The organism is Duganella sp. 1224, from assembly GCF_013408245.1.
In the GTDB taxonomy this organism is placed as follows: Bacteria; Pseudomonadota; Gammaproteobacteria; order Burkholderiales; family Burkholderiaceae_D; genus Rugamonas.
On sequence record NZ_JACBYS010000002.1, the window covers coordinates 110,347 to 135,364 of the forward strand.

23 protein-coding genes are annotated in these 25,018 nt (G+C 66.2%); 16 read left to right on the forward strand and 7 right to left on the reverse strand.

Annotated elements, in window-relative coordinates; genetic code table 11:
• Nucleotides 1–36 precede the first annotated feature (36 nt).
• From FHW58_RS12560 to FHW58_RS12600, 9 genes are all read left to right on the forward strand, one after another.
• Nucleotides 37–1,473, forward strand: a complete 1,437-nt coding sequence (locus tag FHW58_RS12560) for an ATPase domain-containing protein (RefSeq protein ID WP_179673493.1) — start codon at nt 37–39, stop codon at nt 1,471–1,473.
• 9 nt (nt 1,474–1,482) lie between these two features.
• Entirely contained in the window at nt 1,483–1,887 is a 405-nt protein-coding gene (locus FHW58_RS12565; RefSeq protein ID WP_229265307.1) for a response regulator, read from the forward strand.
• 38 nt (nt 1,888–1,925) lie between these two features.
• The gene (locus tag FHW58_RS12570) at nt 1,926–2,792 is read left to right on the forward strand and encodes a DMT family transporter (protein ID WP_179673494.1); all 867 of its coding nucleotides are present in this window, start codon (nt 1,926–1,928) and stop codon (nt 2,790–2,792) included.
• 58 nt (nt 2,793–2,850) lie between these two features.
• The gene (gene tal, locus FHW58_RS12575) at nt 2,851–3,786 is read left to right on the forward strand and encodes a transaldolase (protein WP_179673495.1); all 936 of its coding nucleotides are present in this window, start codon (nt 2,851–2,853) and stop codon (nt 3,784–3,786) included.
• Nucleotides 3,787–3,892: 106 nt separating this feature from the next.
• On the forward strand, nt 3,893–5,113 hold the full coding sequence (locus FHW58_RS12580) for an efflux RND transporter periplasmic adaptor subunit (protein WP_179673496.1): 1,221 nt from the start codon (nt 3,893–3,895) through the stop codon (nt 5,111–5,113).
• A 12-nt stretch (nt 5,114–5,125) separates the two neighbouring features.
• Nucleotides 5,126–8,278, forward strand: coding sequence for an efflux RND transporter permease subunit (locus tag FHW58_RS12585; protein ID WP_179673497.1), 3,153 nt, complete (start codon nt 5,126–5,128; stop codon nt 8,276–8,278).
• Nucleotides 8,262–9,707: an efflux transporter outer membrane subunit gene (locus FHW58_RS12590; RefSeq protein ID WP_179673498.1), complete on the forward strand. Its 1,446-nt coding sequence runs from the start codon at nt 8,262–8,264 to the stop codon at nt 9,705–9,707. Before FHW58_RS12585 ends, FHW58_RS12590 begins: the two co-directional genes overlap by 17 nt.
• Before the next feature lie 119 nt (nt 9,708–9,826).
• Nucleotides 9,827–10,900: a patatin-like phospholipase family protein gene (locus tag FHW58_RS12595; protein WP_179673499.1), complete on the forward strand. Its 1,074-nt coding sequence runs from the start codon at nt 9,827–9,829 to the stop codon at nt 10,898–10,900.
• Between the two features lie 98 nt (nt 10,901–10,998).
• Complete coding sequence (locus FHW58_RS12600) at nt 10,999–12,642, forward strand: methyl-accepting chemotaxis protein (protein WP_179673500.1); 1,644 nt, start codon at nt 10,999–11,001, stop codon at nt 12,640–12,642.
• Here the strand turns inward: FHW58_RS12600 and hemW are convergent.
• The 5 genes from hemW to FHW58_RS12625 all read right to left on the reverse strand — a co-directional run bounded on the left by hemW (nt 12,608) and on the right by FHW58_RS12625 (nt 17,299).
• Nucleotides 12,608–13,867 carry a radical SAM family heme chaperone HemW gene (gene hemW, locus FHW58_RS12605; protein ID WP_179673501.1) on the reverse strand — a complete coding sequence of 420 codons (1,260 nt, stop codon included), beginning with the start codon at nt 13,865–13,867 and terminating at the stop codon, nt 12,608–12,610. The two genes, FHW58_RS12600 and hemW, sit on opposite strands and share 35 nt — an antisense overlap.
• On the reverse strand, nt 13,864–14,448 hold the full coding sequence (gene rdgB, locus FHW58_RS12610; protein WP_179673502.1) for an RdgB/HAM1 family non-canonical purine NTP pyrophosphatase: 585 nt from the start codon (nt 14,446–14,448) through the stop codon (nt 13,864–13,866). The genes hemW and rdgB overlap by 4 nt, the downstream gene beginning before the upstream one ends.
• Before the next feature lie 127 nt (nt 14,449–14,575).
• On the reverse strand, nt 14,576–15,313 hold the full coding sequence (rph, locus tag FHW58_RS12615; protein WP_179673503.1) for a ribonuclease PH: 738 nt from the start codon (nt 15,311–15,313) through the stop codon (nt 14,576–14,578).
• 10 nt (nt 15,314–15,323) lie between these two features.
• Nucleotides 15,324–16,286 (reverse strand): PP2C family serine/threonine-protein phosphatase, encoded by a 963-nt coding sequence (locus tag FHW58_RS12620; protein ID WP_179673504.1) that lies wholly within the window; start codon nt 16,284–16,286, stop codon nt 15,324–15,326.
• 17 nt (nt 16,287–16,303) lie between these two features.
• Complete coding sequence (locus FHW58_RS12625) at nt 16,304–17,299, reverse strand: serine/threonine-protein kinase (protein ID WP_179673505.1); 996 nt, start codon at nt 17,297–17,299, stop codon at nt 16,304–16,306.
• An 88-nt stretch (nt 17,300–17,387) separates the two neighbouring features.
• Between FHW58_RS12625 and FHW58_RS12630 the strand changes: the two genes are divergently transcribed.
• Nucleotides 17,388–18,278 carry a YicC/YloC family endoribonuclease gene (locus tag FHW58_RS12630; protein ID WP_179674205.1) on the forward strand — a complete coding sequence of 297 codons (891 nt, stop codon included), beginning with the start codon at nt 17,388–17,390 and terminating at the stop codon, nt 18,276–18,278.
• A gap of 46 nt (nt 18,279–18,324) precedes the next feature.
• Here the strand turns inward: FHW58_RS12630 and FHW58_RS12635 are convergent, their stop codons facing one another.
• On the reverse strand, nt 18,325–18,564 hold the full coding sequence (locus FHW58_RS12635; RefSeq protein WP_179673506.1) for a hypothetical protein: 240 nt from the start codon (nt 18,562–18,564) through the stop codon (nt 18,325–18,327).
• Nucleotides 18,565–18,634: 70 nt separating this feature from the next.
• On the opposite strand from FHW58_RS12635, the gene FHW58_RS12640 reads away from it, so the two are divergent.
• Together FHW58_RS12640 and FHW58_RS12645 are read left to right on the forward strand one after the other, a co-directional pair.
• On the forward strand, nt 18,635–20,044 hold the full coding sequence (locus FHW58_RS12640; RefSeq protein WP_179673507.1) for a PLP-dependent aminotransferase family protein: 1,410 nt from the start codon (nt 18,635–18,637) through the stop codon (nt 20,042–20,044).
• A gap of 82 nt (nt 20,045–20,126) precedes the next feature.
• Nucleotides 20,127–20,513 carry a nuclear transport factor 2 family protein gene (locus FHW58_RS12645; protein WP_179673508.1) on the forward strand — a complete coding sequence of 129 codons (387 nt, stop codon included), beginning with the start codon at nt 20,127–20,129 and terminating at the stop codon, nt 20,511–20,513.
• Between the two features lie 21 nt (nt 20,514–20,534).
• Here the strand turns inward: FHW58_RS12645 and FHW58_RS12650 are convergent, their stop codons facing one another.
• Nucleotides 20,535–20,822 carry a putative quinol monooxygenase gene (locus tag FHW58_RS12650; RefSeq protein ID WP_179673509.1) on the reverse strand — a complete coding sequence of 96 codons (288 nt, stop codon included), beginning with the start codon at nt 20,820–20,822 and terminating at the stop codon, nt 20,535–20,537.
• Between the two features lie 50 nt (nt 20,823–20,872).
• On the opposite strand from FHW58_RS12650, the gene FHW58_RS12655 reads away from it, so the two are divergent.
• From FHW58_RS12655 to FHW58_RS12670, 4 genes are all read left to right on the forward strand, one after another.
• Nucleotides 20,873–21,616 carry a DUF72 domain-containing protein gene (locus FHW58_RS12655; RefSeq protein ID WP_179673510.1) on the forward strand — a complete coding sequence of 248 codons (744 nt, stop codon included), beginning with the start codon at nt 20,873–20,875 and terminating at the stop codon, nt 21,614–21,616.
• 83 nt (nt 21,617–21,699) lie between these two features.
• A complete protein-coding gene (gmk, locus tag FHW58_RS12660; RefSeq protein WP_179673511.1) occupies nt 21,700–22,338 on the forward strand; it encodes a guanylate kinase in 639 nt (212 codons plus the stop codon).
• Between the two features lie 30 nt (nt 22,339–22,368).
• On the forward strand, nt 22,369–22,572 hold the full coding sequence (gene rpoZ / locus FHW58_RS12665; RefSeq protein WP_005665923.1) for a DNA-directed RNA polymerase subunit omega: 204 nt from the start codon (nt 22,369–22,371) through the stop codon (nt 22,570–22,572).
• Nucleotides 22,573–22,652: 80 nt separating this feature from the next.
• Complete coding sequence (locus FHW58_RS12670) at nt 22,653–24,983, forward strand: bifunctional (p)ppGpp synthetase/guanosine-3',5'-bis(diphosphate) 3'-pyrophosphohydrolase (RefSeq protein WP_179673512.1); 2,331 nt, start codon at nt 22,653–22,655, stop codon at nt 24,981–24,983.
• Nucleotides 24,984–25,018: the final 35 nt, after the last annotated feature.

Consider the following 25,018-nt stretch of genomic DNA (forward strand, 5'->3'; position numbering starts at 1 on the left):
TGCGTGGATTCTTTGCCGCATTCACAACTTTGCGCCATGCACAACCGCTCAACCCAGCGCCTTTCCCTGCTCAGCACCCATATCCCCGGCCTGGACGACATTCTCGGCGGCGGCTTTCCCGCACATAGCCTGTACCTGATCCAGGGCCTGGCCGGCAGCGGTAAAACCACGCTGGCCTGCCAGATCGGCTTCCAGCACGCGCAGCAGGGCAAAAAGGTGCTGATCCTGACGCTGATCGCCGAAACCCACGGCAAGATGCTCAACCACCTGAGCAACTTCTCCTTTTTCGACGAGGCCCTGGTCGGCGAGCGCATCGTCTTCATCGGCGCCTACGGCGACCTGCTCAAGGGCGGCCTGCGCGAGCTGCTCAAGTCGATCGCCGCCACGCTGGCCGAGCAAAAGCCGGACATCATGATCATCGACGGCTTCCGCACCGTGCGCGAGGCCAAGCCGTCGGACGTGGCGCTGTCCGAGTTCATGCTGTCGCTGAACTCGCTGGTGTCGACCATGGAATGCACCACCTTCCTGCTGTCGCCCACCGAGGGCAACCAGGCCGACTCGGAAAACACGCTGGTCGACGGCCTGATCGAGCTGAGCCAGTACGAGCGCGGCCTGCAGCTGATCCGCGAGATCAAGGTGTTCAAGCTGCGCGGCAGCAAGCACCTGCTGGGCCGCCACGTGTTCGAGGTGGGCGAGGACGGCATCGAGATCTACCCGCGGCTGGAGGCGGTCAGCAGCCTGTCGCCGGCCATGCCGACCGCCGCCGCCGGCCGCGTCAGCTTTGGCATCCCCGGCTGGGACGGCATGACCAAGGGCGGCGTGGCGCAGGGCTCGACCACCGCGCTGCTGGGCAACCCCGGCGTCGGCAAGACGCTGATGGGGCTGCATTTCATTTACCAGGGCCTGCAGCGCGGCGAGCCGGCGCTGATCGTCGGCTTTTACGAGTCGCCGCAGCGGCTGCTGGAAAAAGCCCGCAGCATCGGTCTTGACCTGATCACCTACTTCAACAACGGCGCGCTGCAGATCATCTGGCATCCGCCGCTGGAAGTGCTGGTCGACAGCCTGGCCAACGGCCTGCTGCGCAACATCGAGCAGCGCGGCGTGCGGCGCCTGCTGATCGACGGCATCGACGGCCTGCGCGAAGTGGTGCTGCACGAGGGACGCTCGCGCGCCTTCCTGTCGGCGCTGGTCAACGAGCTGCGGGTGCGCAACGTCACCACCTTTTTCACGCAGGAACTGCCATATTTCGGCCACGGCACGGTGCATGGCGAGCTGAACGCCTCGATGCTGTTCGAGAACGTCATCCTGCTGCGCTATGTGGACGTGGCCGGTGTCAACCTGCGCCAGATCGGCGTGCTCAAGCTGCGCGAAAACAGTTACGACGCCGCCAACCACGTGTTGCTTATCTCCGACAACGGCATGAGCATCGACGGCAAAGTGCCGCCCACCGTGCCGCCGGTTCTTAACCGCTAGCGGCATGCCATGAGCGACCAGCCCGCCCTCATGGAGAGCAACCCGGATGGCAAGGTCATTCTGGTGGTGGACGACGAGTTCGACGTCTTGTCGGCCTACACCATGCTGTTTGAATTCCGCGGCTTCCGCGTGCGCACCGCCGGCAACGGCGCCGAGGCGCTGGCCCTGGCGCGCCGCGCGCCGCCGGACATCGTGGTGTCCGACTACATGATGCCGATCATGAACGGTGCCGAGCTGTGCGTGGCCTGGCGCGACGACCCGGCGCTGCGCGACATCCCCTTCATCCTGGCCAGCGCCGGCATCCTGCCGCGCGACCTGCGGCCGCCGTACGACCTGTTCTTCCGCAAGCCGGTGCCGTTCGACACGCTGCTGGCGGCCATCCACCAACTGACCGACCGGGACGCCCGGCCATGAGCGCCGCCCGCGGCCACTGGCCGGCGCCGCGCTAGCCCATGGAGGGCTCGGTCGTCACCGTGGTGCTGCTGGCGGCGCTGCTGCACGCCAGTTGGAACGCGCTGGTCAAGGCCGGTCCCGACAAATACCTGGGCACGCTGCTGGTGGCCTGCGGCGCCGGCCTGGTGTCGCTGCCGCTGCTGCCGTGGGTGGCCACGCCGCATGCCGACAGCTGGCCGTGGCTGGCGGCGTCAGCCTGCTGCCAGGTCGTCTACTACCGGCTGCTGGCGGCCGCCTACCGCCACGGCGACATGAGCCAGGCCTACCCGCTGATGCGCGGCGCCGCGCCGCTGCTGGTGGCGCTGGCCAGCGTGCCGCTGCTGGGCGAGCGGCTGCACCTGCGCCAGGACCTGGCCGTCATGCTGATCTGCGGCGGCGTGCTGACGCTGACCATCCTGCGCGGCGCCGGCGCCGGCGCCGACACCGCCGCCAACCGCGACGCCCGCCGCCGCGCCACCGTCTACGCGCTGCTCAACGCCGCCGTCATCGCCGCCTACACCATGCTCGACGGCGCCGGCGTGCGGCGCTCGGGCACGGCGGCCGGCTACACCATGTGGCTGTTCGTGCTGACCGCCGCGCTGCTGCTGCTGTGCTCCACCAGCCGCTGGGCCGAACTGCCGGCCTACGCGCGCCGCCACGTTGGCGTGCCGTTGCTGGGCGGCATCGGCACGCTGGCGTCGTACGGGCTGGCGCTGTGGGCGATGACGCTGGCGCCGGTGGCGGCGGTGGCGGCGCTGCGCGAAACCTCGATCCTGTTTGCCGCGCTGATCGCCGCGCTGTTCCTCGGCGAACGGCTGGCGCCGGGGCGCATCGTGGCCATCAGTTTGATCGCCTGTGGCGCAATTGTCATGCGGCTGGGCTGGTAGCGCCGGATCAGGAGTAAAATAAGCGCGACAACAACTCCCTTATCAAATTGGCAGCGCCATGAACCAACTCGAACAACTCAAACAGTACACCACCGTGGTCGCCGACACCGGCGACTTCCAGGCCATTCAACAGTACACGCCGCGCGACGCCACCACCAACCCATCGCTGATCCTGAAGGCGGTGCAGAAGGACGAGTACAAGCCGCTGCTGGAAAAAGCCGTGCGCGACAACCTGGACGCCTCGACCGGCGAGGTGATCGACCACCTGCTGGTGGCCTTCGGCAAGCAGATCCTGCGCGTGATCCCGGGCCGCGTGTCGACCGAGATCGACGCCGCGCTGTCGTTCAACACCGCCGCCTCGGTGACCAAGGGCCGCGAGCTGATCAAGCTGTACGAGAAGAACGGCATTGACCGCGAGCGCGTGCTGATCAAGATGGCCTCGACCTGGGAGGGCATCCGCGCCTCCGAGATCCTGGAAAAGGAAGGCATCCACACCAACATGACGCTGCTGTTCTCGCTGCCGCAGGCGATCGCCTGCGCCGAGGCCGGCGCCAAGCTGATTTCGCCGTTTGTCGGCCGCATCTACGACTGGTACAAGAAGAACACCGGCATCGACTACCAGGGCGGCGAAGATCCGGGCGTGCAGTCGGTCAAGCGCATCTACAACTACTACCGCAAGTTCGGCTACGCCACCGAGGTGATGGGCGCCAGCTTCCGCAACACCAGCCAGATCCTGGAACTGGCCGGCTGCGACCTGCTGACCATCAGCCCCGACCTGCTGCAAAAGCTGGCCGACACCAACGCCCCGCTCGAGCGCAAGCTCAGCTCGGACAGCGGCAAGAACGCCACCATCGGCAAGATTTCGGTCGACGAGCCGACCTTCCGCTTCATGCTGAACGAGGACGCCATGGCCACCGAGAAGACCGCCGAGGGCATCCGCGCCTTCGTGGCCGACACCGGCAAGCTGAAACAGATCATCTCCGGCATGCGTTAATTCTTCGCGGCATCACGGAGCAGGCAGGAGCGCGGCACAGGCCGCCCTCCTGCCTTTTTTGCATTACAATCTTGCATTAACTATAAAACTCACCGCGAGACATGCCATGCGATCCGTTCCTCGTTGCGCCGCTGTTGTCCTGTTGACCTTGTTAAGCGCCTGCGGCGAGAAAGCGGACAGCGGCGCCGCCCCGCCGCCGGCGGTGGTATCGGTGGTGACGGTGGCGCCGGCCACGGTGACGCTGAGCAGCGAGCTGCCGGGCCGCACCGAGGCCTCGCGCATCGCCCAGGTGCGGGCGCGCACGGCCGGCATCGTGCTGCAACGGGTGTACCGGGAAGGCGGCGACGTCAAGGCGGGCGAGGTGTTGTTCCGCATCGATCCGGCGCAGTTCCAGGCCTCGTACGACAGCGCGCAGGCGGCCGTGGCCAAGGCCGAGGCCAACCTCGCGCAGGCGGACCTGAAGGTGAAACGGTATAAACCGTTGTTGGCGGCGCAAGCGGTGAGCCAGCAGGAATACGACGATGCCGTCACCGCGCAGAAGCAGGCGGCGGCCGATCTGGCCACGTCGAAGGCGGCGCGCACCAACGCCGGCCTGACGCTGGGCTATGCCACGGTGACGGCGCCGATCTCCGGCCGCGTGAGCCGCGCGCTGGTGACCGAGGGCGCGCTGGTCGGCCAGGGCGAGGCGACGCCGATGGCCACCGTGCAACAGCTCGATCCCATCTATGTGACGATTACGCAGTCCTCGGCCGACGTGCTGAAACTGCAGCGCGCGCTGGCGGCCGGCAAGCTGAAAAGCGCCGGCAAGGACCAGGCGCGCGTGACCCTGGTGACCGAGGATGGCCAGACCTATCCGCATGCCGGCCGGCTGCTGTTTTCGGATGTGACGGTGGACGAGAGCACCGGCTCGGTGTCGATGCGGGCCGAGTTCCCGAATCCGCAACGGGTGCTGCTGCCGGGGATGTACGTGCGCGCGCGGCTGGAGCAGGCGGTCAACGACGCCGCCATCACCGTGCCGCAGCAGGCCATCGTGCGCACCAACGAAGGCTCGTCGGTGCTGATCGTCGGCGCCGACAACAAGGTGATCTCGCAGCCGGTGGTGGCCAACGCCAATGACGGCAACAACTGGGTGGTCAGCTCCGGCCTCAAGGGCGGTGAGCGGATCGTGGTCGAAGGCTTCCAGAAGGCCAAGCCCGGCGCCACCGTCACCCCGCAGCCTTGGAAAGGCCCCGTCGGCGCGCCAGCGCCCGCCGCCTCGCCTGCCACGCGCGCCGCGCCGCCGGCCGCTGCCCCGGACTCGCCGGCCACCGCCGCCGCGTCGAAATAACGGAGCGCGCACATGGCCAAGTTCTTTATTGATCGCCCGGTGTTCGCCTGGGTGATCGCGCTGTTCATCCTGCTGGGCGGCGCGCTGGCGATCACCGTGCTGCCGGTGTCGCAATACCCGACCATCGCGCCACCGGCCATCGTCGTCACCGCCACCTACCCCGGCGCCACCGCGCAAGTGCTGGACGACGCCGTCACCAGCGTCATCGAGCAGGAAATGAACGGCGCCGACGGCCTGCAATACGTCGAATCGCAAAGCGAAGCCAGTGGCGCCGTCACCATCACCGTCACCTTCGTCCCCGGTACCAATCCCGACCTGGCCGCGGTGGACGTGCAGAACCGCATCAAGCGCGTGGAATCGCGCCTGCCCGCCGCCGTCACGCAGCAAGGCGTGCAAGTCAACAAGGCCCGCACCAACATCCTGATGTTCGTCGGCCTGACCTCCACCGACGGCCGCCTCGACCCCACCGGCCTGGGCGACTACATGGCGCGCAACGTCGTCAACGAAATCAAGCGCATCCCCGGCGTCGGCCAGGCGCAGTTGTTCGGCACCGAACGGGCCATGCGCATCTGGGTCGACCCGGTCAAGCTGATTGGCCTGAAGCTGAACATGGCCGACGTCACCGCCGCCATCCGCGCGCAAAATGCCCAGGTCACCTCCGGCACGCTGGGCGACCTGCCCAGCCCCGCCACGCAAACCTACTCCGCGCCGATTGTGGTCACCGGCCAGCTCTCGTCCACCACGGAATTCAGCCAGATCGTCCTGCGCGCCAATCCCAACGGCTCGCTGGTGCGGCTGAAAGACGTGGCCCGCGTGGAAATGGGCGGCGCCAACTTCAACACCAGCGCGCGGCTGAACGGCCAGCCCTTCGCCGCCATCGCCGTGCAACTGTCCCTGACCGGCAACGCGCTGCAAACCGCCACCGCCGTGCACCAGAAGATGGACGAACTGGCCAGGTACTTCCCGCCCGGCGTCAAATACACCATCCCCTATGACACCTCGCTGTTCGTCAAGATCTCGATCGAAGAAGTGGTCAAGACGCTGCTGGAAGCGGTGGTGCTGGTGTTCCTGGTGATGTACCTGTTCCTGCAAAACATCCGCTACACGCTGATCCCCACCATCGTGGTGCCGGTGGCGCTGATGGGCACCTTCGCCGCGATGCAGTTGTTCGGCTTCTCCATCAACGTGCTGACCATGTTCGGCATGGTGCTGGCCATCGGCATCCTGGTCGACGACGCCATCGTGGTGGTGGAAAACGTTGAACGCATCATGAGTGAAGAAGGCCTGTCGCCGCGCGCCGCCACGCGCAAGGCCATGAGCCAGATCACCGGCGCCATCATCGGCATCACGCTGGTGCTGGTGGCCGTGTTCATCCCGATGGCCTTCTTCGGCGGCGCGGTCGGCGCCATCTACCGCCAGTTCTCGCTGGCGATGGTGTCGGCCATGCTGTTCTCCGCGCTGATGGCGCTGACGCTCACGCCGGCGCTGTGCGCCACCATGCTCAAGCCGGTGGAGGCGGGGCACCACCAGGAAAAGAAAGGCTTCTTCGGCTGGTTCAACCGCAAGTTCGCCGTCACCGCCAGCGGCTACCAGGGCGTGATCGCCCGCATCCTCAAGCGCACCGGCCGCTACCTGATCATCTTCGCGCTGCTGTGCGGCGTGGTGGGCTGGCTGTACGTGAAGCTGCCCTCGTCCTTCCTGCCCAACGAAGACCAGGGCTATTTGATCGCCAACGTCCAGCTGCCGCCCGGCGCCTCGACCTCGCGCACCCAGGCCGTGCTGGCGCAGGCCGACGCCTACTTCCGCAAGCAGCCCGCCGTGGCGCGCACCATCGCGGTGGCCGGCTTCTCGTTCTCCGGCAATGGCCAGAACGCCGGCCTGGTGTTCATTCCGCTCAAGGACTGGAAGGAGCGCGGGCCGGAAGACTCGGCGCAGGCGATCGCGCAGCGCGCGTTTGGCGCGCTGTCCAGCATCCCGGACGCCATCATCTTCCCGCTCAGTCCTCCGCCGATCCGCGAACTGGGCAACGCCACCGGCATCACCGCGCGCCTGCAGGACCGCAGCGCGCAAGGCCACGACGCGCTGATCGCCGCGCGCAACCAGCTGCTGGGCCTTGCCGCCAAGAGCCCGATCCTGAAAGGCGTGCGGCCGGAAGGCCTGGAAGACGCGCCGCAGCTGCAGGTCGACATCGACCGCGAGAAGGCCAACGCGCTGGGCGTCACCTTCAGCGACATCAACGCCATGATGTCGACCGCGCTGGGCTCCTCCTACGTCAACGACTTCGCCAGCAGTGGACGGCAGCAGCGCGTCATCGTGCAGGCCGACGCGCCGCGCCGCCTGCAACCGCAGGACATCATGCAGCTCAACGTGCGCAGCGCCAGCGGCACCATGGTGCCGTTCTCCTCGTTCGCCAACTCGCACTGGATACAAGGCCCGGTGCAGCTGGTGCGCTACAACGGCTACCCGGCCATCAAGCTGACCGGCGACGCCGCGCCGGGCCGCTCCACCGGCGAGGCCATGGCGGAACTGGAGAAATTGGCCCAGCAACTGCCGCCCGGTTTCGGCATCGAATGGACCGGCCAGTCGCTGGAGGAAAAAACCTCCGGCTCGCAGGCGCCGATGCTGTTCGCGCTGTCGCTGCTGGCCGCCTTCCTGGTGCTGGCCGCGCTGTACGAAAGCGAATCGATCCCGATCGCGGTGCTGCTGGTGGTGCCGCTGGGCGTGCTGGGTGCGCTGCTTGGCGCGCACCTGCGCGGGCTGCCGAACGACGTGTACTTCAAGGTCGGCCTGATTGCGATCATCGGCCTGTCGGCCAAGAACGCGATCCTGATCATCGAGTTCGCCAAGGACCTGCAGGCGCAGGGCAAGGGACTGATCGAGGCCACGCTGGAAGCGGTGCACCTGCGCTTCCGTCCCATCATCATGACCTCGCTGGCCTTCATCCTCGGCGTGCTGCCGCTGGTGATCGCCAGCGGCGCCGGCTCGGCCAGCCAGCGCGCCATCGGCACCGGCGTGATGGGCGGCATGATCACCGCGACCGTGCTGGCGGTATTCCTGGTGCCGGTGTTCTTCGTCGTCGTCCGCAAGATCTTCAAGGGCAGCGAACGTCAGCGCAAGCTGGCCGCGCATGAAATGAACGATAAAAACCATGAAACCTACGATTAAGTGCACCGCGCTGCTCGGCGCCTCCCTGCTCTCCGCCTGCTCGCTGGCGCCGACCTACGAGCGCCCCGTCGCGCCGGTGGCGCCGGTGTTCCCGACCGACAGCGCCGGCGCCGCGTCGCGCACCAGCGTGCCGCTGCCGGTGCCGGCCGGCGCCAGGGCCGCCGTCGATACCGGCTGGCGCGAATACTTTACCGATCCGCGCCTGCAACAGCTGATCGCCGCCTCACTGGACAACAACCGCGACCTGCGCACCGCCGCGCTGCGCATCGAAGAAGCGCGCGCGCAATACAACATCCAGTCCGCCGACCGCCTGCCGAATCTGAACGCCAGCGTGGCCGCCACGCGCGCCAAGACGCCGGCCTTCCTGTCGCCCAGCGGCGACACCACCATCGGCAAGCGCTACGACGTGGGCGTGTCGGTATCCGCGTTTGAGCTGGACTTCTTCGGCCGCGTGAAAAGCCTGAACGACGCCGCGCTGGCGAGCTATCTGGCCACCGACGAAGCGCGCCAGGCCGCGCAGATCGCGCTGGTGGCGCAAGTGGCGCAGGCCTACTACACCGAGCGCGCCTACGCCGAGCAATACGCGCTGGCGCAGCAAACCTACGAAGCGCGCGCCCGCACCTACAGCCTCACGCAGCAGCGCGCCGAAGTGGGCGCCTCGTCGCGCCTCGACCTGCGCTCCAACGAAACGCTGATGGAAACCGCGCGCGCCGCCGCGCTCACGCTGGCCCGCCAGCGCGCGCAGGCCGAAAACGCGCTGACGCTGCTGGTCGGCCAACCGGCCGGCGCCGCCGCTGCCGCCAGCGCGGGCGCCATGCCCAGCGACCAGCAAATCGACGCGCTGAGCGCCCTGCCCGCCGGCCTGCCGTCCGACCTGTTGATCCGCCGTCCCGACATCCGCGCCGCCGAGCAGCGCCTGAAAGCCGCCAACGCCAACATCGGCGCCGCGCGCGCCGCCTTCTTCCCGCGCATCAGCCTGACGGCGGCCATCGGCAGCAGCAGCCCCTCGCTGCACGGCCTGTTCGACAACGGCTCCGGCAGCTGGTCATTCGCGCCGCAACTGACGCTGCCGCTCTTCGACGCCGGCCGCAACCGCGCCAATTTGACGCTGACCGAAGTCCGCAAAAACCTGGCGGTGGCCGACTACGAAAAAACCATCCAGACCGCGTTCCGCGAAGTAGCCGACGCGCTGGCCGCGCGCGACTACCTGGGCGAACAAGTCAACGCCCAACGCGCCGTGCAGGACGCCCAGGCCGACCGCCTCAAGCTGCTGCAACTCCGCTTCGACAACGGCGTGGCCAGCTCGCTGGACGTGCTGGACGCGCAACGGGAACTGTTCAGCGCCCAGCAATCGCTGGTGCAGGCCCGTCTGCTGCGCACCACCACCGCCATCGACCTGTACCGCGCCCTCGGCGGCGGCCTCCAATAAACACACCGGGGTCAGTGCCGACATTCGGACATTCGGTCGCGCGCGACCGAATGTCCGAATGTCGGCACTGACCCCGGTGTATGCTTGCGCGGGAATGACGGGGTGTAGGAAAATTGGGGATGACTTCTCCAATTACCATTCGCCTCGGCCAGCGGGCGCGCCAGCGTATCGCGGCGGAGGGCGTGCAAGCGGCGGATATCGCCATCGTGCCGGCGGCGGCCGGCGGGCCCAAAGGCTTGATCCTGCACAGTCTCGATTGCTGGATGTTCGGCGAATTCCTGCGCCAGGCGCCGCGCCAGCGCAAGCTTGTTGGGGCGTCGATCGGCGCGTGGCGCATGGCCGCTTCGGCCTTTGACGATCCGGTCGCCGCGCACCAGCGGCTGGCCCGCCTGTACGCCGGCCAGCGCTATCCGGGCAAGGTGACGCCCGATTACGTCAGCCGCACCTGCCGCGCGCTGCTCGATGAGTTGCTCGATGGCCGCGCCGCCGAAGCGGTCCATCATCGGCACCACCACGTCTCCGTGCTCACCGTGCGCGGCATCGGCGCGCTGGGCAGCACCAACGGCGCGCGCTGGCGCGAGATGGCTGGCTTCCTGCTGGCCGCCGCCGGCAACGCGCTGTCGCGCAGGCGCCTGGCGGCGTCGATGGAGCGCGTGGTGTTCCACAACCGGCATGACGACGCGCGCTGGCTGCGCGAGGGCTTCGACGCGTTCAGCGGCCACTTCGTCAGCCTGTCGGAAGCCAACCTGCGCGACGCGCTGCTGGCTTCCGGCTCCATTCCGCTGGTGCTGGAGGCGGTCACCCACATCGCCGGCGCGCCCGATGGCGCCTATTGGGACGGCGGCTTGATCGACTATCACCTGCATCTGCCCTACCAGCGCGATCCCGGCCTGGTGCTGTATCCGCACTTCAGCGACTACATCGTGCCCGGCTGGCTGGACAAGTCCATGCCCTGGCGCCGCGCGCGCGACCAGTCGCTCGACAATATGATCCTGGTGTCGCCGTCGCCGGATTTCGTGCGCGCGCTGCCCAACGCCAAACTCCCGGACCGCAAGGACTTCACCGTCTACGGCCAGGACCACGACCGCCGCAACCGCGACTGGCTGCGCGCCATCGGCGAGAGCGAACGCATGGCCGACGCCTTCGCCCGCTGGTGCGAGAAACCGGACCTGAAACAGGCCGCCAGCTTCTGACGCTGTTCCGAAAACGCAACGCCCAGCCACACCGATAGCCACGCGCCGCCGCGACAGGCGCATACTTTAATTCCGCTTTCTTGTTGGGAGTGAAGATCATGAACGTCCTGTCGCAGATGCGCATCGGTACCCGTCTCGCCATCGGCTTCGCGGTGGTGCTGCTGCTGGCCATCCTGGCCACTTCGGTGGCGCTGGTCAACGCCCGCGCCAACGCCCAGGCCACGCGCGCCATGATGGAGCAGCCGCTGGCCAAGGAGCGCCTCGTCTCCGACTGGTATGTGCTGATCTACTCCGCCATCGCCCGCACCGCGCTGATCGCCCGCAGTTCCGACGACAAGCTGTCCGACACCTTCGCCGACGTCATCGCCGCCAGCACCAAGCGCGGCGGCGAACTGCTGGGCAAGATCAAGGAGCTGCTGACCTCTGATGAAGAACGCAAGATTTACGAAGAGATCACGGAACTGCGCAACAAGTACCAGAAGGCCAAGACCGACGTGATGAACGCCCGCAAGGCCGGCGACGCCGTCCGCGCCGAGCAGTTGTTCAAGGACGCCTTCTCGCCGTCGGCGGAGGCCTACCAGGACCGCGTCAAGACCTTCCTCACCATGCAGCGCAAGGCCATCGACGATACCGCCCACGCCATCGACGCCGCCAACGACCGCGCCAACGCCTTGCTGATGGTGCTGGCGGCGCTGATGGTCGCCATCGGCTCGGTGGCGGCGTGGTTCATTTCGCGCTCGATCACCGTGCCGCTGAAATCCGCCGTCGATATCGCCGCCACCGTCGCCAACGGCGACCTCACCACGCAGTTCTCGGCGCGCCAGGACAAGGACGAAATCGGCGACCTGATGACGGCCCTGCGCGGCATGAACGACGCGCTGCGCACGGTGGTCAGCGAAGTGCAGATCGGCACCAGCACCATCGCCACCGCGTCCAATCAAATCGCCAGCGGCAATCTGGACCTGTCGCAGCGCACCGAGGAGCAAGCCAGCTCGCTGGAGGAAACCGCGTCGTCGATGGAGCAGCTGACGTCCACCGTGCGCCAGAACGCGGAAAACGCCCGGCAGGCCAACCAGCTGGCGCAGGCCGCGTCCGAGGTGGCGGAACAGGGCGGCGCCATCGTCGGCCAGGTGGTCGACACCATGGGCTCCATCAATGACGCCTCGCGCAAGATCTTTGACATCATCGGCGTGATCGATGGCATCGCCTTCCAGACCAACATCCTGGCGCTGAACGCCGCCGTGGAGGCGGCGCGCGCCGGCGAGCAGGGACGCGGTTTCGCCGTGGTGGCGTCCGAGGTGCGCAACCTGGCGCAGCGCTCGGCCGCCGCCGCCAGGGAGATCAAGGAATTGATCGGCAATTCAGTCGAGCAGGTGGACATCGGCTCCAGGCTGGTGCAGCAGGCCGGCAGCACCATGGACAACGTGGTGACCAGCGTGCGCCGCGTCACCGACATCATGGGCGAGATCACCTCCGCCAGCAGCGAGCAAAGCATCGGCATCGACCAGGTCAACACCGCCATCGGCCAGATGGACAGCGTGACGCAGCAAAACGCCGCGCTGGTCGAGCAGGCCGCGGCGGCGGCGGCCAGCATGCAGGAACAGGCGGCGCGGCTGGCCGAGGTGGCGGCGTCGTTCAAGCTGGGACACGACGGCCTGGCCGGCGCGCTGCCGCCACCGGCCAGGCGCGCCGCGCCACGCTTGGGCGCTAGCCTTTCAAGAACATCTCTTGCAGGTCATTGAGGAAGCGCTGGCCCAATGCCGTTGGCTTGATGATCTTGTAATCGCGGTACAGCAGCCCCTTGGCCTCGGCCGCGTTGAGCTGCTTGTCGATGGCGTTGATGCTCATGCCGGTGCGCTCGCTGAACAGGTTGGGATCGAAGCCGCCGTGCAGGCGCAGCGTGTTGAGCATGAACTCGAAGCCCATGTCTTCGCGCTGGATCTCGTACTCTTCCTGCACCGGCGCGCCCAGCTTCACCTGCTCCATGTAGGCCTTGGGCTGCTTGTAGCGCGCCTGGCGCAGGATGCGGTGCGGGAACGACAGCTTGGAGTGCGCGCCGGCGCCTATGCCGAGATAGTCGCCGAACTCCCAGTAATTCAGGTTGTGGCGCGCGCGCTTGCCCTGCTTGGCATAGGCGGAAATCTCGTACTGCTGGTAGCCGTTGGCGGCGGTCAGCTCGGCGATCATGTCCTGCATGTCGGCGCTGGTGTCGTCGTCCGGCAGCGCGGGCGGATACTTGGCGAACAGCGTGTTCGGCTCCATCGTCAGATGGTAGAGCGACAGGTGCGGTGGCTGGAACGCCATCGCCGTTTCCACGTCGGCGCGCGCCTCGTCCAGCGTTTGCGACGGCAGCGCGTACATCAGGTCGAGGTTGAAGTTGTCGAAGTTGGCCAGCGCGATTTCCACCGCGCGTTTGGCCTCGTTGTCGTCGTGGATGCGGCCCAGCGCCTTCAGGTGACGCTCGTTGAAACTCTGGATGCCGATCGACAGGCGATTGACGCCACTGGCGCGGTAGGACTTGAACTTCTCCGCCTCGAAGGTGCCGGGATTGGCCTCCATCGTGATCTCGCAGTCGCTGTCCAGCGGCAGCAAGGTGCGGACGTCGGACAGCAGCCGATCCAGGCCGGCGGCCGACATCAGGCTGGGCGTGCCGCCGCCGATGAAGATCGTGTAGATCTTGCGGCCCCAGATCAGCGGCAAGGCCTGTTCCAGGTCGGCGCGCACCGCGTCCAGGTAGGCCTGCTCGGGGAAGGCGCCGCCGTCCTTGGCCTCGTGCGAATTGAAATCGCAGTACGGGCATTTGCGCACGCACCACGGGAAGTGGATGTACAGCGACAGCGGCGGCAGCGCGGTCAGGTTCAGCGCCCCGCCTTGCAGGTACTTGGCGGCGACGCCGGCGGCCTCGCTGATGTCGGCCGCTGGCTTGGTGCCGCCTGTGCCGGCGCCGACGATTTTAATCGGGATCATTTCAGTTTCTCTACCAGGGCGCGCAAGGCCTGGCCGCGGTGCGACAAGGCGTTTTTCTGTTCCGGCGCCAGTTCGGCGACGCATTTGCCGAGCGATGGAATGAAGAAGTAGGGATCGTAGCCGAAGCCGCCATCGCCGCGCGGCGTGTCGACCATGACGCCGTTCCAGCGGCCATCGGCGATGATGGGCTGCGGATCGTCGGCGTGGCGCACGAACACCAGCACGCAGTAGTAGTAGGCGGACTTGTCGTCGTGTTGCGCCAGTTCGGCGATCATCTTTTCGTTGTTGCGGGCGTCCGATTTCGGTTCGCCGGCGAAGCGCGCCGAGTAGACGCCAGGGGCGCCGCCCAGCGCGTTGACGCAGACGCCGGAATCGTCGGCCAGCGCCGGCAGGCCGGTGATGCGCGCGGCGTGGCGGGCCTTCTGCAATGCATTTTCCACAAAGGTGTGAAAAGGCTCATCCGCTTCGGGGACGTTGTAGTCGCCCTGGGCGTGGACATCGAAGCCGACGGTGGACAGGAGCTCGTTGAACTCCTTCAGTTTGCCCTTGTTGTTGGAGGCGAGGATCAGGCGTTGGGTCATGGGTGTGCGGGTTCAAAAAGTGGACAGCGGGCGTCATTTTAAACCGTTTACCCCGACCGGTCGGGGTCTGACCCCGTACGGGGTCAGACCCCACGTCGTGGGGGGGTGCGGGGTGGAACTGTGCCGCTTACGCCGGAATCAAACCCAGGGTACGCTTCTGCAGCGTGATCAGATCGGCAATCCCCCCCTGCGCCAGGTCCAGCAGGCGGTTCATGCCGGCGCGGTCGAACGCCGCGCCTTCGGCCGTGCCCTGCACCTCGATGAAGTGGCCGGCGTCGGTCATCACCACGTTCATGTCGGTGTCGCAGTTGGAGTCTTCCACATAGTCCAGGTCCAGCACCGGCGTGCCCTGGTACACCCCCACCGAAATCGCCGCCACGAAATGCTTGAGCGGAATCGCCGGAATCACGCCGCGCGCCACCAGCTTGGAGAAGGCGTCATACGCCGCCACCATCGCTCCGGTGATCGACGCCGTGCGGGTGCCGCCATCGGCCTGGATCACGTCGCAGTCCAGGTGCAGCGTGCGCTCGCCAAACGCCTCCAGGTCGAACGCCGCCCGCAGCGAACGGCCGATCAGGCGCTGAATCTCCTGCGTGCGGCCGGACTGCTTGCCCTTGGCCGCCTCGCGGTCCATGCGGCTGTGGGTGGAGCGCGGCAGCATGCCATATTCGGCGGTCAGCCAGCCCTGGCCCTTCCCTTTCAGGAAGCCCGGCACTTTCTCTTCAATGCTGGCGGTGCAAATCACCTTGGTGTCGCCGCATTCGATCAGCACCGCGCCTTCGGCGTGCTTGGTGTAGTCGCGGGTCAGGCGCAGGGTGCGCAGCGCGTCGACGGGACGGCCGCTAGGACGGGTTACAACGGTCATGCTGTGTTCCTTATTTGAGGAGGTGAGTGGATTTCTCGATCGCCCCGCGGATCTCCGCGATGGCTTTTTCAATGGCGTCGTCGTCGAAGGCATCCGCCTCGGACGGCGCGGCGGCCGCGTCGCGCGTGTCGCCCGTATCGCGCGTATCGCGGATGGTGGTGCTGTGCAGATCCTCCGGCATAGACTCGGTGGAAATCACGGTGGCCGTGATCGGCCCCATATCGTCCGCCACCGAACTGCCCTGCCACATGATGGCCAGCGCCGTGACGTTGTCGCTGGCGCCGCCCGCCGCCTTCAGCGCGGCCTGCAGTATATCCGGTACGGCGCGCACCACCGTCTGCGCTTGCATGCGGCGCGCCAGTTCGTCGTCCGGCAGCACCGACCACAATCCGTCGGAGCACAGCAGCAGCAGGTCGCCCGGCAGCACGCCGGCGGCGGCCGCCACCTCCACCTTGGGCGGCGTGTCGGCGCCGAGGCAGTTGAACAGCTTGTTGCGGTCCGGATGGGTGGCGCGCTCGGACGGCTGCGCCAGGCCTTTGGCGATCAGGCTCTCCACGTGCGAGTGGTCGCGCGTGCGCGCCAGGATCTGGCCGTCGCGCATCCAGTACAGGCGCGAGTCGCCGCAATGCGCCCAGGTGGCCGTGTTGTGCTGCACCAGGCAGGCGACGATGGTGGTGCGCGGCGCCTCCGGCAGCTGGTGGTCGGCGCGGTACTGGTGGATGTCGCGGTGGGCGGCATGAAAGGCCTCTTCCAGGAAGCGCTGCGGCTTCTTTACGTAGGGCTGGGCCTGCTGCTGGAACAGCGTGGAGATGGTCCGCAGCGCCACCGTGGCCGCCACTTCGCCGCGCAGGTGGCCACCCATGCCGTCGGCCAGCACCAGCAGCAGCGCGTCGCGCGTGAAGCTGTAGCCCATGCGATCCTGGTTGACCTTGCGGCCGCCGATGTGGCTTTCCTGGTACACGGAGAATTGCATGTGTCGCTCCCTCTCGTCTAAACCAGCGTGTCCGGGCCGGCCTTGGCGCGCGCGGCGCTGCCGCCCAGCCGCCCGACCAGGCCACGCAGCTTGTCCAGCATGCCCGGCGGCGGCGGCGCCGGCAGCGCTGGCGGCGCGCTGGCCTGCAGCACCTTCTGCACCGCGAACAGGCTTTGCGGCCGCTCCAGCGGCTCCACCGCCAGGCACCAGCGCACCAGCTGCAACAGCGCCGGCGAGTACTGGCCCTGCAGCTTGTCGAAGTGGCTGGCCATCTTGTCCTCGGCCTTGCGCTGGTCGGCCGGCTGCGGCGGCGAGCCGACCATGCAGGCAAACATGGCGGCGCCGATGCTGTAAATATCGGTCCACGGCCCCAGCCCGGTCTTGGCGTACAGCTCGGGCGGGGCGAAGCCGGGCGTGTACATCGGCGTCAGCGTCGGCATGTCGGTGTTGACGGTCTGGCGCGCGGCGCCGAAGTCCAGCAGCATCGGCGTGCCGTCGGTGCGCAGGTAGATATTGGCCGGTTTCAGGTCCAGGTGCAGCAGCTTGTTGGCGTGCACCTCGCGCAGCCCCTTGACCACCTGCGTGAAAATGGTGCGGATGAAGGCCTCGCCCACCTTGCTGCCGCGGGCGCGCTGGCGCTGGATGTGCTCCTGCAGCGAATGGCCGGACTCGTAGGCCATCACCATGTACACGGTGTCGTGGGCGCGGAAGAAATTGAGCACGCTGACAACATTCGGATGGGAGATGCGCGCCAGCGCCCGGCCCTCCTCGAAAAAGCACTTGAGGCCGATGCGAAACACCGGCAGGTGCGCCTTGGCCACGGACGGCACCAGTTCGCCCTCGCGCCGCAAGGCCAGGGAACTGGGCAAATACTCCTTGATGGCCACCGCCACGCCATCACTGTCGTATGCAAGGTAAACAATACTGAACCCACCGGACGCAATTTTCTTTACAATGCGATATCCAGCAATTTCCAGACCATCTGGTAACGGGGCGTTGTTTTGTGCAGCCATACGGTTCCTCGCCTCAACAACCGGATTGTGTGGATAAATCACTGTTTTGTAAAGATTAAATCGGGGATATCCATTGAGCATTTCCAGCATGACGGGCTACGCGGTCGCCACCAGTGAAAGTGCGGCGGGAACACTGACCATTGAAATCAAGAGCGTCAACTCGCGATTTTTGGACTTACAGTTTCGAATAAACGACGATTTGCGAGCGCTTGAACCCGATTTGCGCTCGGCCATCATGGGCGCCATCACGCGCGGCAAAGTCGAGTTGCGCCTGAGCTTCGGCCGCAAGGCAGCCACCGCCGGCACCCAGGCGCTGAACCTGCCATTGTTGACGGAATTGCAACGCCTGCAAGGCGAGGTGGGCACGCTGTTCCCCGGCGTGCAAACGATGTCAGTCGCTGAGCTGCTGCGCTGGCCCGGTGTCATCGAAGAGGCGCAGATCGGCCAGGAGTCGCTGCAGGCCGACGTCGCCATCCTCGCCGGCCGCACCATCGAGGCCTTTGTGCAGAGCCGCCAGCGCGAGGGCGCGGCGCTGGAAGCCATGCTGATCTCGCGCATCGAGGCCATGGAAGCGATCGTCAAGCGCATCACGCCGCTGATTCCGCAGGTGGTGGCGGCGTTCCAGCAGAAGGCCGTGGAGCGCATGCAGGACGCGCTGGGCCTGGCTTGCCAGGGCTCGAATTCGGCGCTGTCGCGCCAGGACGCGCTGGAGCGCATCCGCCAGGAGGTGATCCTGTACGGCATCCGCATCGACGTGGCCGAGGAGCTGGGCCGCCTGTCGGCACACTTGACCGAGACCCGCCACATCCTCAAGAAAGGCGGCCAGGTCGGCAAGCGCCTGGACTTCATGATGCAGGAACTGAACCGCGAGGCCAACACGCTGGGCGCCAAGGCCTCGGTCAAGGAACTGGCCGACGCGTCGATGGAGCTGAAGCTGCTGATCGAGCAGATGCGCGAACAGGTGCAGAACCTGGAGTAAATCATCGAAAAGGAGCCGCGGCTCCTTTTTTTATGCCCGCCGGCGTCTACAGGAAGGTCAGGTCCATGCCCAGCACCTTGATCAGCGCAAAGGTGAACAGCGCCAGCCCCAGCAGCGACGCCAGGAACAGCGCAGCCACCTTGCCGCCCGCGCGCAGCACCGCGCGCGCCTCCTCCTTCCTGCCCTTCCGCCCCTGGTCGTAATGCCATTTGACGGCGTAGAACATGCCCGTGCTGAGCACGCCGAATTTAAAGACCACAAACACCACCGGTATCCAATCAATCATTTTGCGCCTCGCTAGACACTCTCCATGTAAGGCATACTACTCAAAAGCAATATCCATACATTGAGACAAAATGTCCCAGTCAAGACCCATACAAGACGCCGCGCCGCCGCCCTGGCCACCGCGCCTGGCCGCGCAGGGCGGGCCGCGTTTCCTGCAGATCGCTGACGCCTTGCAGGCGGCGCTGGCGGACGGCGCGCTGAAGCCGGGCGACCGCCTGCCGCCGCAGCGCCAGCTGGCGGCGCAGCTGCAGGTCGACCTGACCACGGTCACCCGCGCCTACGACGAGGCGCGGCGTCGCAACCTGCTGGAGGGGCGCGGCGCGCGCGGCACCTACGTCGCCGCGCCGAAAGCCGAGCTGACCCCGGTCCTGGACCTGAGCATGAACACCCCGCCGCCACCCGATGGCGTCGACTTCGACGACCTGCTGAAACAGGGACTGTCGCAAGTGCTGATGCGGGCGGATAACGAATTGCTGATGACCTATCACCTGGCCGGGGGCAGCGATGCCGACCGCCAGGCCGGCGCCCGCTGGCTGGCGCCGATGTTCGGGCCGCTGGATGGGCGGCAGGTGGTGGTCTGTCCCGGCGCGCAGGCGGCGATCGCCGCGTTGATGCTGGCGCTGACGGCGCCGGGCGACGTCATCCTGGCCGAGCCCATGAGCTATCCCGGGCTGCGCGCCGCCGCCGCGCAGTTCGGCCGGCGCGTCGTTGCCGTGGAAGCGGATCGGCACGGCATGCTGCCCGGCATGCTGGAGCAAGCGTGCCGCCGGCACCAGCCGGCGCTGGTGTATCTCAATCCGACCTTGCACAATCCCACCGCCGTCACCATGCCGGAACACCGGCGCCAGGAGATCGCCGCCGTGGCCAGGCGCTGCCGGGTGCGCATCATCGAGGACGATCCCTACTGGCTGCTCGCCGCCGCCCCGCCGCCGCCGCTCGCCACGCTGGCGCCGGAGCATACCTATTACATTTCCACGCTGTCGAAATGCCTGACGCCGGGCCTGCGCATCGCCTTCGTGCTGATACGCGATGCGCGCGAACGCGAACGTTTCCTGGCCGCGCTGCGGTCGTTCGCGCTGATGGCGGCGCCGCTGACGGCCGCGCTGGCCACGCAGTGGATCCTCGATGGCTCGGCGGACCGCTTGCGGGAAGGCGTGCGCAGCGAGGCGCGCCTGCGCCACCGGATGGCGCGCGATGTGCTGGCGGGGCGCTACGCCGGCGCCGGCGACGGCCTGCACGTGTGGCTGGAATTGCCGGCCTATTGGGACTCGGCGCGGCTGGCGCGGGCAGCGGAGCGCGAAGGCATCGCCGTCACGCCGGCGCAAGCCTTCGCCGCCGGCGATGGCGGCGTCAACGCCATCCGCGTCTCCCTGGGCAGCATGCAGGACCGCGAGCGCCTGCGGGCGGGCCTGCGGCGGCTGTCGCTGCTGCTGGCGCGCCGGCCCGGCGACGCCGACGAGATTATCCACATACAGGAATAAACATTTCGTCTTTAGCCGATTTATTCAATAATCGACTGGCGCTACAGTGTGTCCATTCCAACTTACTTCCGAAAGGGACATCATGAAAAACGCTAGCCAACTGCTGCATGCCTACCTGGCCAACATCCAGGACCCCGCCGCCGCCGCCGCACTGTTCGCCGAGGACGGCCTGCTGGAACTGCCGTCGCTGGGCCCGCAAGTGCAAGCGACCGGCCCCGCCGCGATCGAAGGCTTCATCGGCGGCCTGCTGAAAAAAGTACCGGATTTCCGCTTCAAGGATGTGCGGCTGTACATCGAAACCGAGGACAAGGTGTTCGGCGAATACAGCGTGGAAGCGCTGGTGCCGTCGACCGGCAAGGTCTACAAGCAAACCTACGCCGGCCTGCTGGTGGCCGAGAACGGCAAGATCAAGCACCTGCGCGAAGCACTCGACACCCTGGCCGCCGCCAAGGCCTTCAGCGCGGACTAAACGGCTAGCCTGGCGGCGCGTTTACAGCACCTGGTTCAGCTTGAGGATCTGGATGTCGGCCTTGCCGCCGATGGCTTGCACCAGCGCCTGGAAGTGCGGCGTGGCTTCGTGGGCGGCCAGCGCGGCTTCGTCGCGCCAGGCTTCCAGCATCACGTGGTTGCGGTGGTTGCCGAGGTCGATATTGAGGTCGTAGCGCAGGCAGCCGGCTTCCGCGCGGCTGGGCGGCACCACCCGCTCCAGCGCCTCGCGCACCACTTCTTCATTGCCCTCCCTGGCGGTGATGGTGGCGACGACGATCAGATCTTTCATGGTATATCCCTGTTGTAGACGTAAAACCCGATACTATCAGGAGACGCAAGATGGCGCAGATCAGGGCTGGCATCGGCGGCTGGGACTTCGCTCCCTGGCGCGACACCTTTTATCCCAAGGACGTGCCGATCAAGAAGCAGCTGGAATACGCCAGCACGCAGGTGAACAGCATCGAAATCAACGGCACCTTTTACCGCAGCGCCAAGCCGGAGCATTTCGCCAGCTGGGCGGCCAAGACGCCGGACGATTTCGTGTTCTCGGTCAAGGCCACGCGCTACGCCACCAACCGCAAGGTGCTGGCCGAGGCCGGCGAATCGATCGAGCGCTTCATGAACAGCGGCCTGACCGAACTGGGCGACAAGCTCGGCCCCATCCTGTGGCAACTGGCCGCCACCAAGCAGTTCGACGCCGACGACATCGCGGCCTTCTTCAAGCTGCTGCCGGCCAAACTGGGCAAGCGCAAGCTGCAGCACGTGCTGGACGCCCGCCACGACAGCTTCCTCAACGACGATTACTTCAAGCTGGCGCGCCAGCACAAGGTCGCCACCGTCATCACCGATGCGCCCAAATTCCCGCACGTCGACGAGCTGACCGGCGATTTCGTCTACGCCCGCCTGATGGACGCGCAGAGCGACATCGACACCGGCTACCCCAAGGCGGCGCTGCAGCAGTGGGCCAAGCAGGCGCATGCGTGGCAGCAGCAGGCCAGGTCCGGCCAGGTCTACGTGTATTTCATCAACGGCGCCAAGGAGCGGGCGCCGGCGGCGGCCAGGCACTTCCTCTCCTTGCTGTAAATTGAGCTGCCGTCGTTGCTCTTGGTAAAATACGTCTTTGGGCGACGGATCAAGCCGCCCGCTGACGTTTTTGAAAGATCAACATGAGCTCAACCAACGGATTTTCAGGCAGCCTGTTCGTCGTCGCGGCGCCGTCGGGCGCCGGCAAGTCGACGCTGGTGAATGCGCTGCTGGCCAAGGAACCGACCATCAAGCTGTCGATTTCCACCACCACCCGCGCGCCGCGTCCGGGCGAAACCCACGGCAAGGAATACTACTTCACCACGGCGGACGATTTCGTCGCCCGTGCGCAGAACGGCGAGTTCCTGGAGTGGGCCGAAGTGCACGGCAATTACTACGGCACCTCGCGCCTGATGGTGGAACAACAGATGAAAACCGGCACCGACGTGCTGCTGGAAATCGACTGGCAGGGCGCGCGCCAGGTCAAGAAGCTGTTCCCGCAGGCGGCCGGCATTTTCATCCTGCCGCCATCGATCGCCGCGCTCGAGGAACGCCTGAAAAAACGCGCCACCGACGAGCCGCACGTGATCACCAAACGGCTGCTGGCGGCGGGCGGCGAAATCGCCCACGCGCCCGAGTTCGAGTATGCTATTATCAACGAAGAATTCGACGTCGCGCTGTCGGAACTGACCGCGATTATCCGAGCGGCCCGTTGCCGGTTTGCGCAACAAGCGGCGCGCAACGCCTCGCTCTTTGCCCAGTTGGGTATCCACGCTGAATAACAGAACAAACAAGATTTTTAGGAGTTTTAGATGGCCCGCATTACGATTGAAGATTGTCTGAAAAACGTACCGAACCGTTTCCAGCTGACCCTGGCCGCCACCTACCGCGCGCGCCAGCTGCTGCAAGGCCACACCCCGAAGGTGGAAGCCAAGGACAAGCCTACCGTGGTTGCCCTGCGTGAAATCGCCGCCGGCAAAGTCGGTCTGGAAATGTTGAAAAAGGTCCCCATGTAAGTTGGGACCGCGTTCCCGAACAATGTGAATGTGGTATGTTGTAGCAGCAGGACATTCTCATCGAGACGGAACGCATACGTATGAATCTGATCCCTGACGATCCGACACTGAGTGGCACCCCGCCCGCCCGGGCGAAACAGCCGGCCAAAGCGCCGGCTGTTGCCATGTCTGACAGCATCGCAGGGGATAGCATGACCGCGCCATCCGTTACCCCCCCCGTACCTCCCGTGATTTCCTCGTCGCCCCTGGCCACGCCCCCTGCCCTCACCGCAGGCGTTGCGTCGGTAACCCATCTGACCGAAAAACTGGCCGACTACATGACGGCCGCCGATCTCAAAAAGGTCAAGGAAGCCTACCGCTTCTCGGACGAGATGCACCTCGGGCAGTTGCGCAAGTCGGGCGAGCCGTATATCTCGCACCCGATCGCGGTGGCGGAGATCTGCGCCGACTGGAAGCTGGACGCGCAAGCCATCATGGCGGCGCTGCTGCATGACGTGATGGAAGACCAGGACGTCAAGAAGGACGAGCTGATCGAGCGCTTCGGCGCGCCGGTGGCCAACCTGGTGGACGGCTTGTCCAAGCTGGAGAAAATCGAGTTCCAGAGCCAGATCGAGGCGCAGGCGGAAAACTTCCGCAAGATGCTGCTGGCCATGGCCTCGGACGTGCGGGTCATCCTGATCAAGCTGGCCGACCGCCTGCACAATATGCGCACCATGGAAGTGATGAAGCCGGCCGCCAAGGCCCGCATCTCCAAGGAAACCATGGAAGTGTACGTGCCGATCGCGCACCGTCTCGGCCTGAACAATATTTACCGCGAGCTGCAGGACTTGTCGTTCGCCCACCTGTTCCCGCTGCGCTACCGCGTGCTGGGCAAGGCGGTCAAGGCGGCGCGCGGCAACCGCCGCGAGGTGGTGACCAAGATCCTGGAGTCGGTCAAGAACACGCTGGCCTCGGCCAATATCCACGCCGAGGTGTATGGCCGCGAGAAGACGCTGTATGGCATCTACAAGAAGATGCACAGCAAGCACCTGTCGTTCTCGCAGGTGCTGGACGTGTACGGCTTCCGCGTGGTGGTCGAGAGTTTCGAACAGTGCTACGTGGCGCTGGGCACGCTGCATTCGCTGTACAAGCCGATGCCGGGCAAGTTCAAGGACTATATTGCGATCCGCAAGCTGAATGGCTACCAGTCGCTGCACACCACGCTGATCGGCCCGTACGGCACGCCGGTGGAGTTCCAGATCCGCACGCAGGAGATGCACCGCACCGCCGAATCGGGCGTGGCGGCGCACTGGCTGTACAAGAACGGCGAGGCCAACATGTCGGACCTGCAGCAGCGCACCCACGCGTGGCTGCAGTCGCTGCTGGACATTCAGCAGCAGACCGGCGATTCGGCCGAGTTCCTGGAGCACGTCAAGGTCGACCTGTTCCCGGATTCGGTGTACGTGTTCACGCCGAAGTCCAAGATCATCGCGCTGCCGCGCGGCGCCACGCCGATCGACTTCGCGTATGCGATTCACACCGGGATTGGCGACCATACGGTGTCGGTCACGATCAACAACGAGCCGGCCTCGGTGCGCACCGAGTTGCGCAACGGCGATATCGTGGAGATCGTGACCGATGCCGATTCGCGGCCGAGTCCGTCGTGGCTGTCGTTCGTGCGGACTGGCAAGGCGCGCTCGGCGATTCGTCATCATCTGCGCACGATTAACCTGCCGGAGTCGATCGCGCTGGGCAAGCAGTTGCTGGCGCAGGCGCTGTCGTCGCTGGGCATCGGTCCGGACCTGGAAGATCATCTGATCGAGCGGCTGCTGAAGGAGTCGAGCGCCAAGTCGCTGGATGAGTTGTATGCCGATATCGGCGTCGGCAAGCGCATGGCGGCGCTGGTGGCGCGGCATATCTTTGGCCTGCGCGGCGGCGAGTCGGCCAGCGCGCCGGTCGATCATAATAGCGCGGCCGAGCTGGACCCGGTCACCATTTGCGGCAGCGAGGGCGTGTCGGTGCAGCTGGCGCCGTGTTGTCTGCCGATTCCGGGCGATTCGATCATTGGCCAGTTGCGCAGGGATCAAGGGCTGCTGGTGCACACGGCCGATTGCACGCAGGCCAAGCGGCAGAAGGCCAAGGAGCCGGATCGCTGGATCGCGGTGAAGTGGGGCACCGAGCTGAACCGGCGCTTTGACAGCCGGATCAAGCTGCTCATCAATAACGAGAAGGGCATCCTGGCGCGCGTGGCGGCGGAGATTGGCGAGTCGGATGCCAATATCACGTATGTGGGCATGGATGAGGACAAGGATAATGTGCTGCACCAGTTGCGGTTCACGGTGCAGGTGAAGGATCGGGTGCACCTGGCGGGCTTGCTGCGGAATGTGCGGCGGGTGGCCGGCGTCAACCGGATTTTGCGCGAGCGCGCGTAAACCCGCACCGCCAGGCGGGGTCTGACCCCGTACGG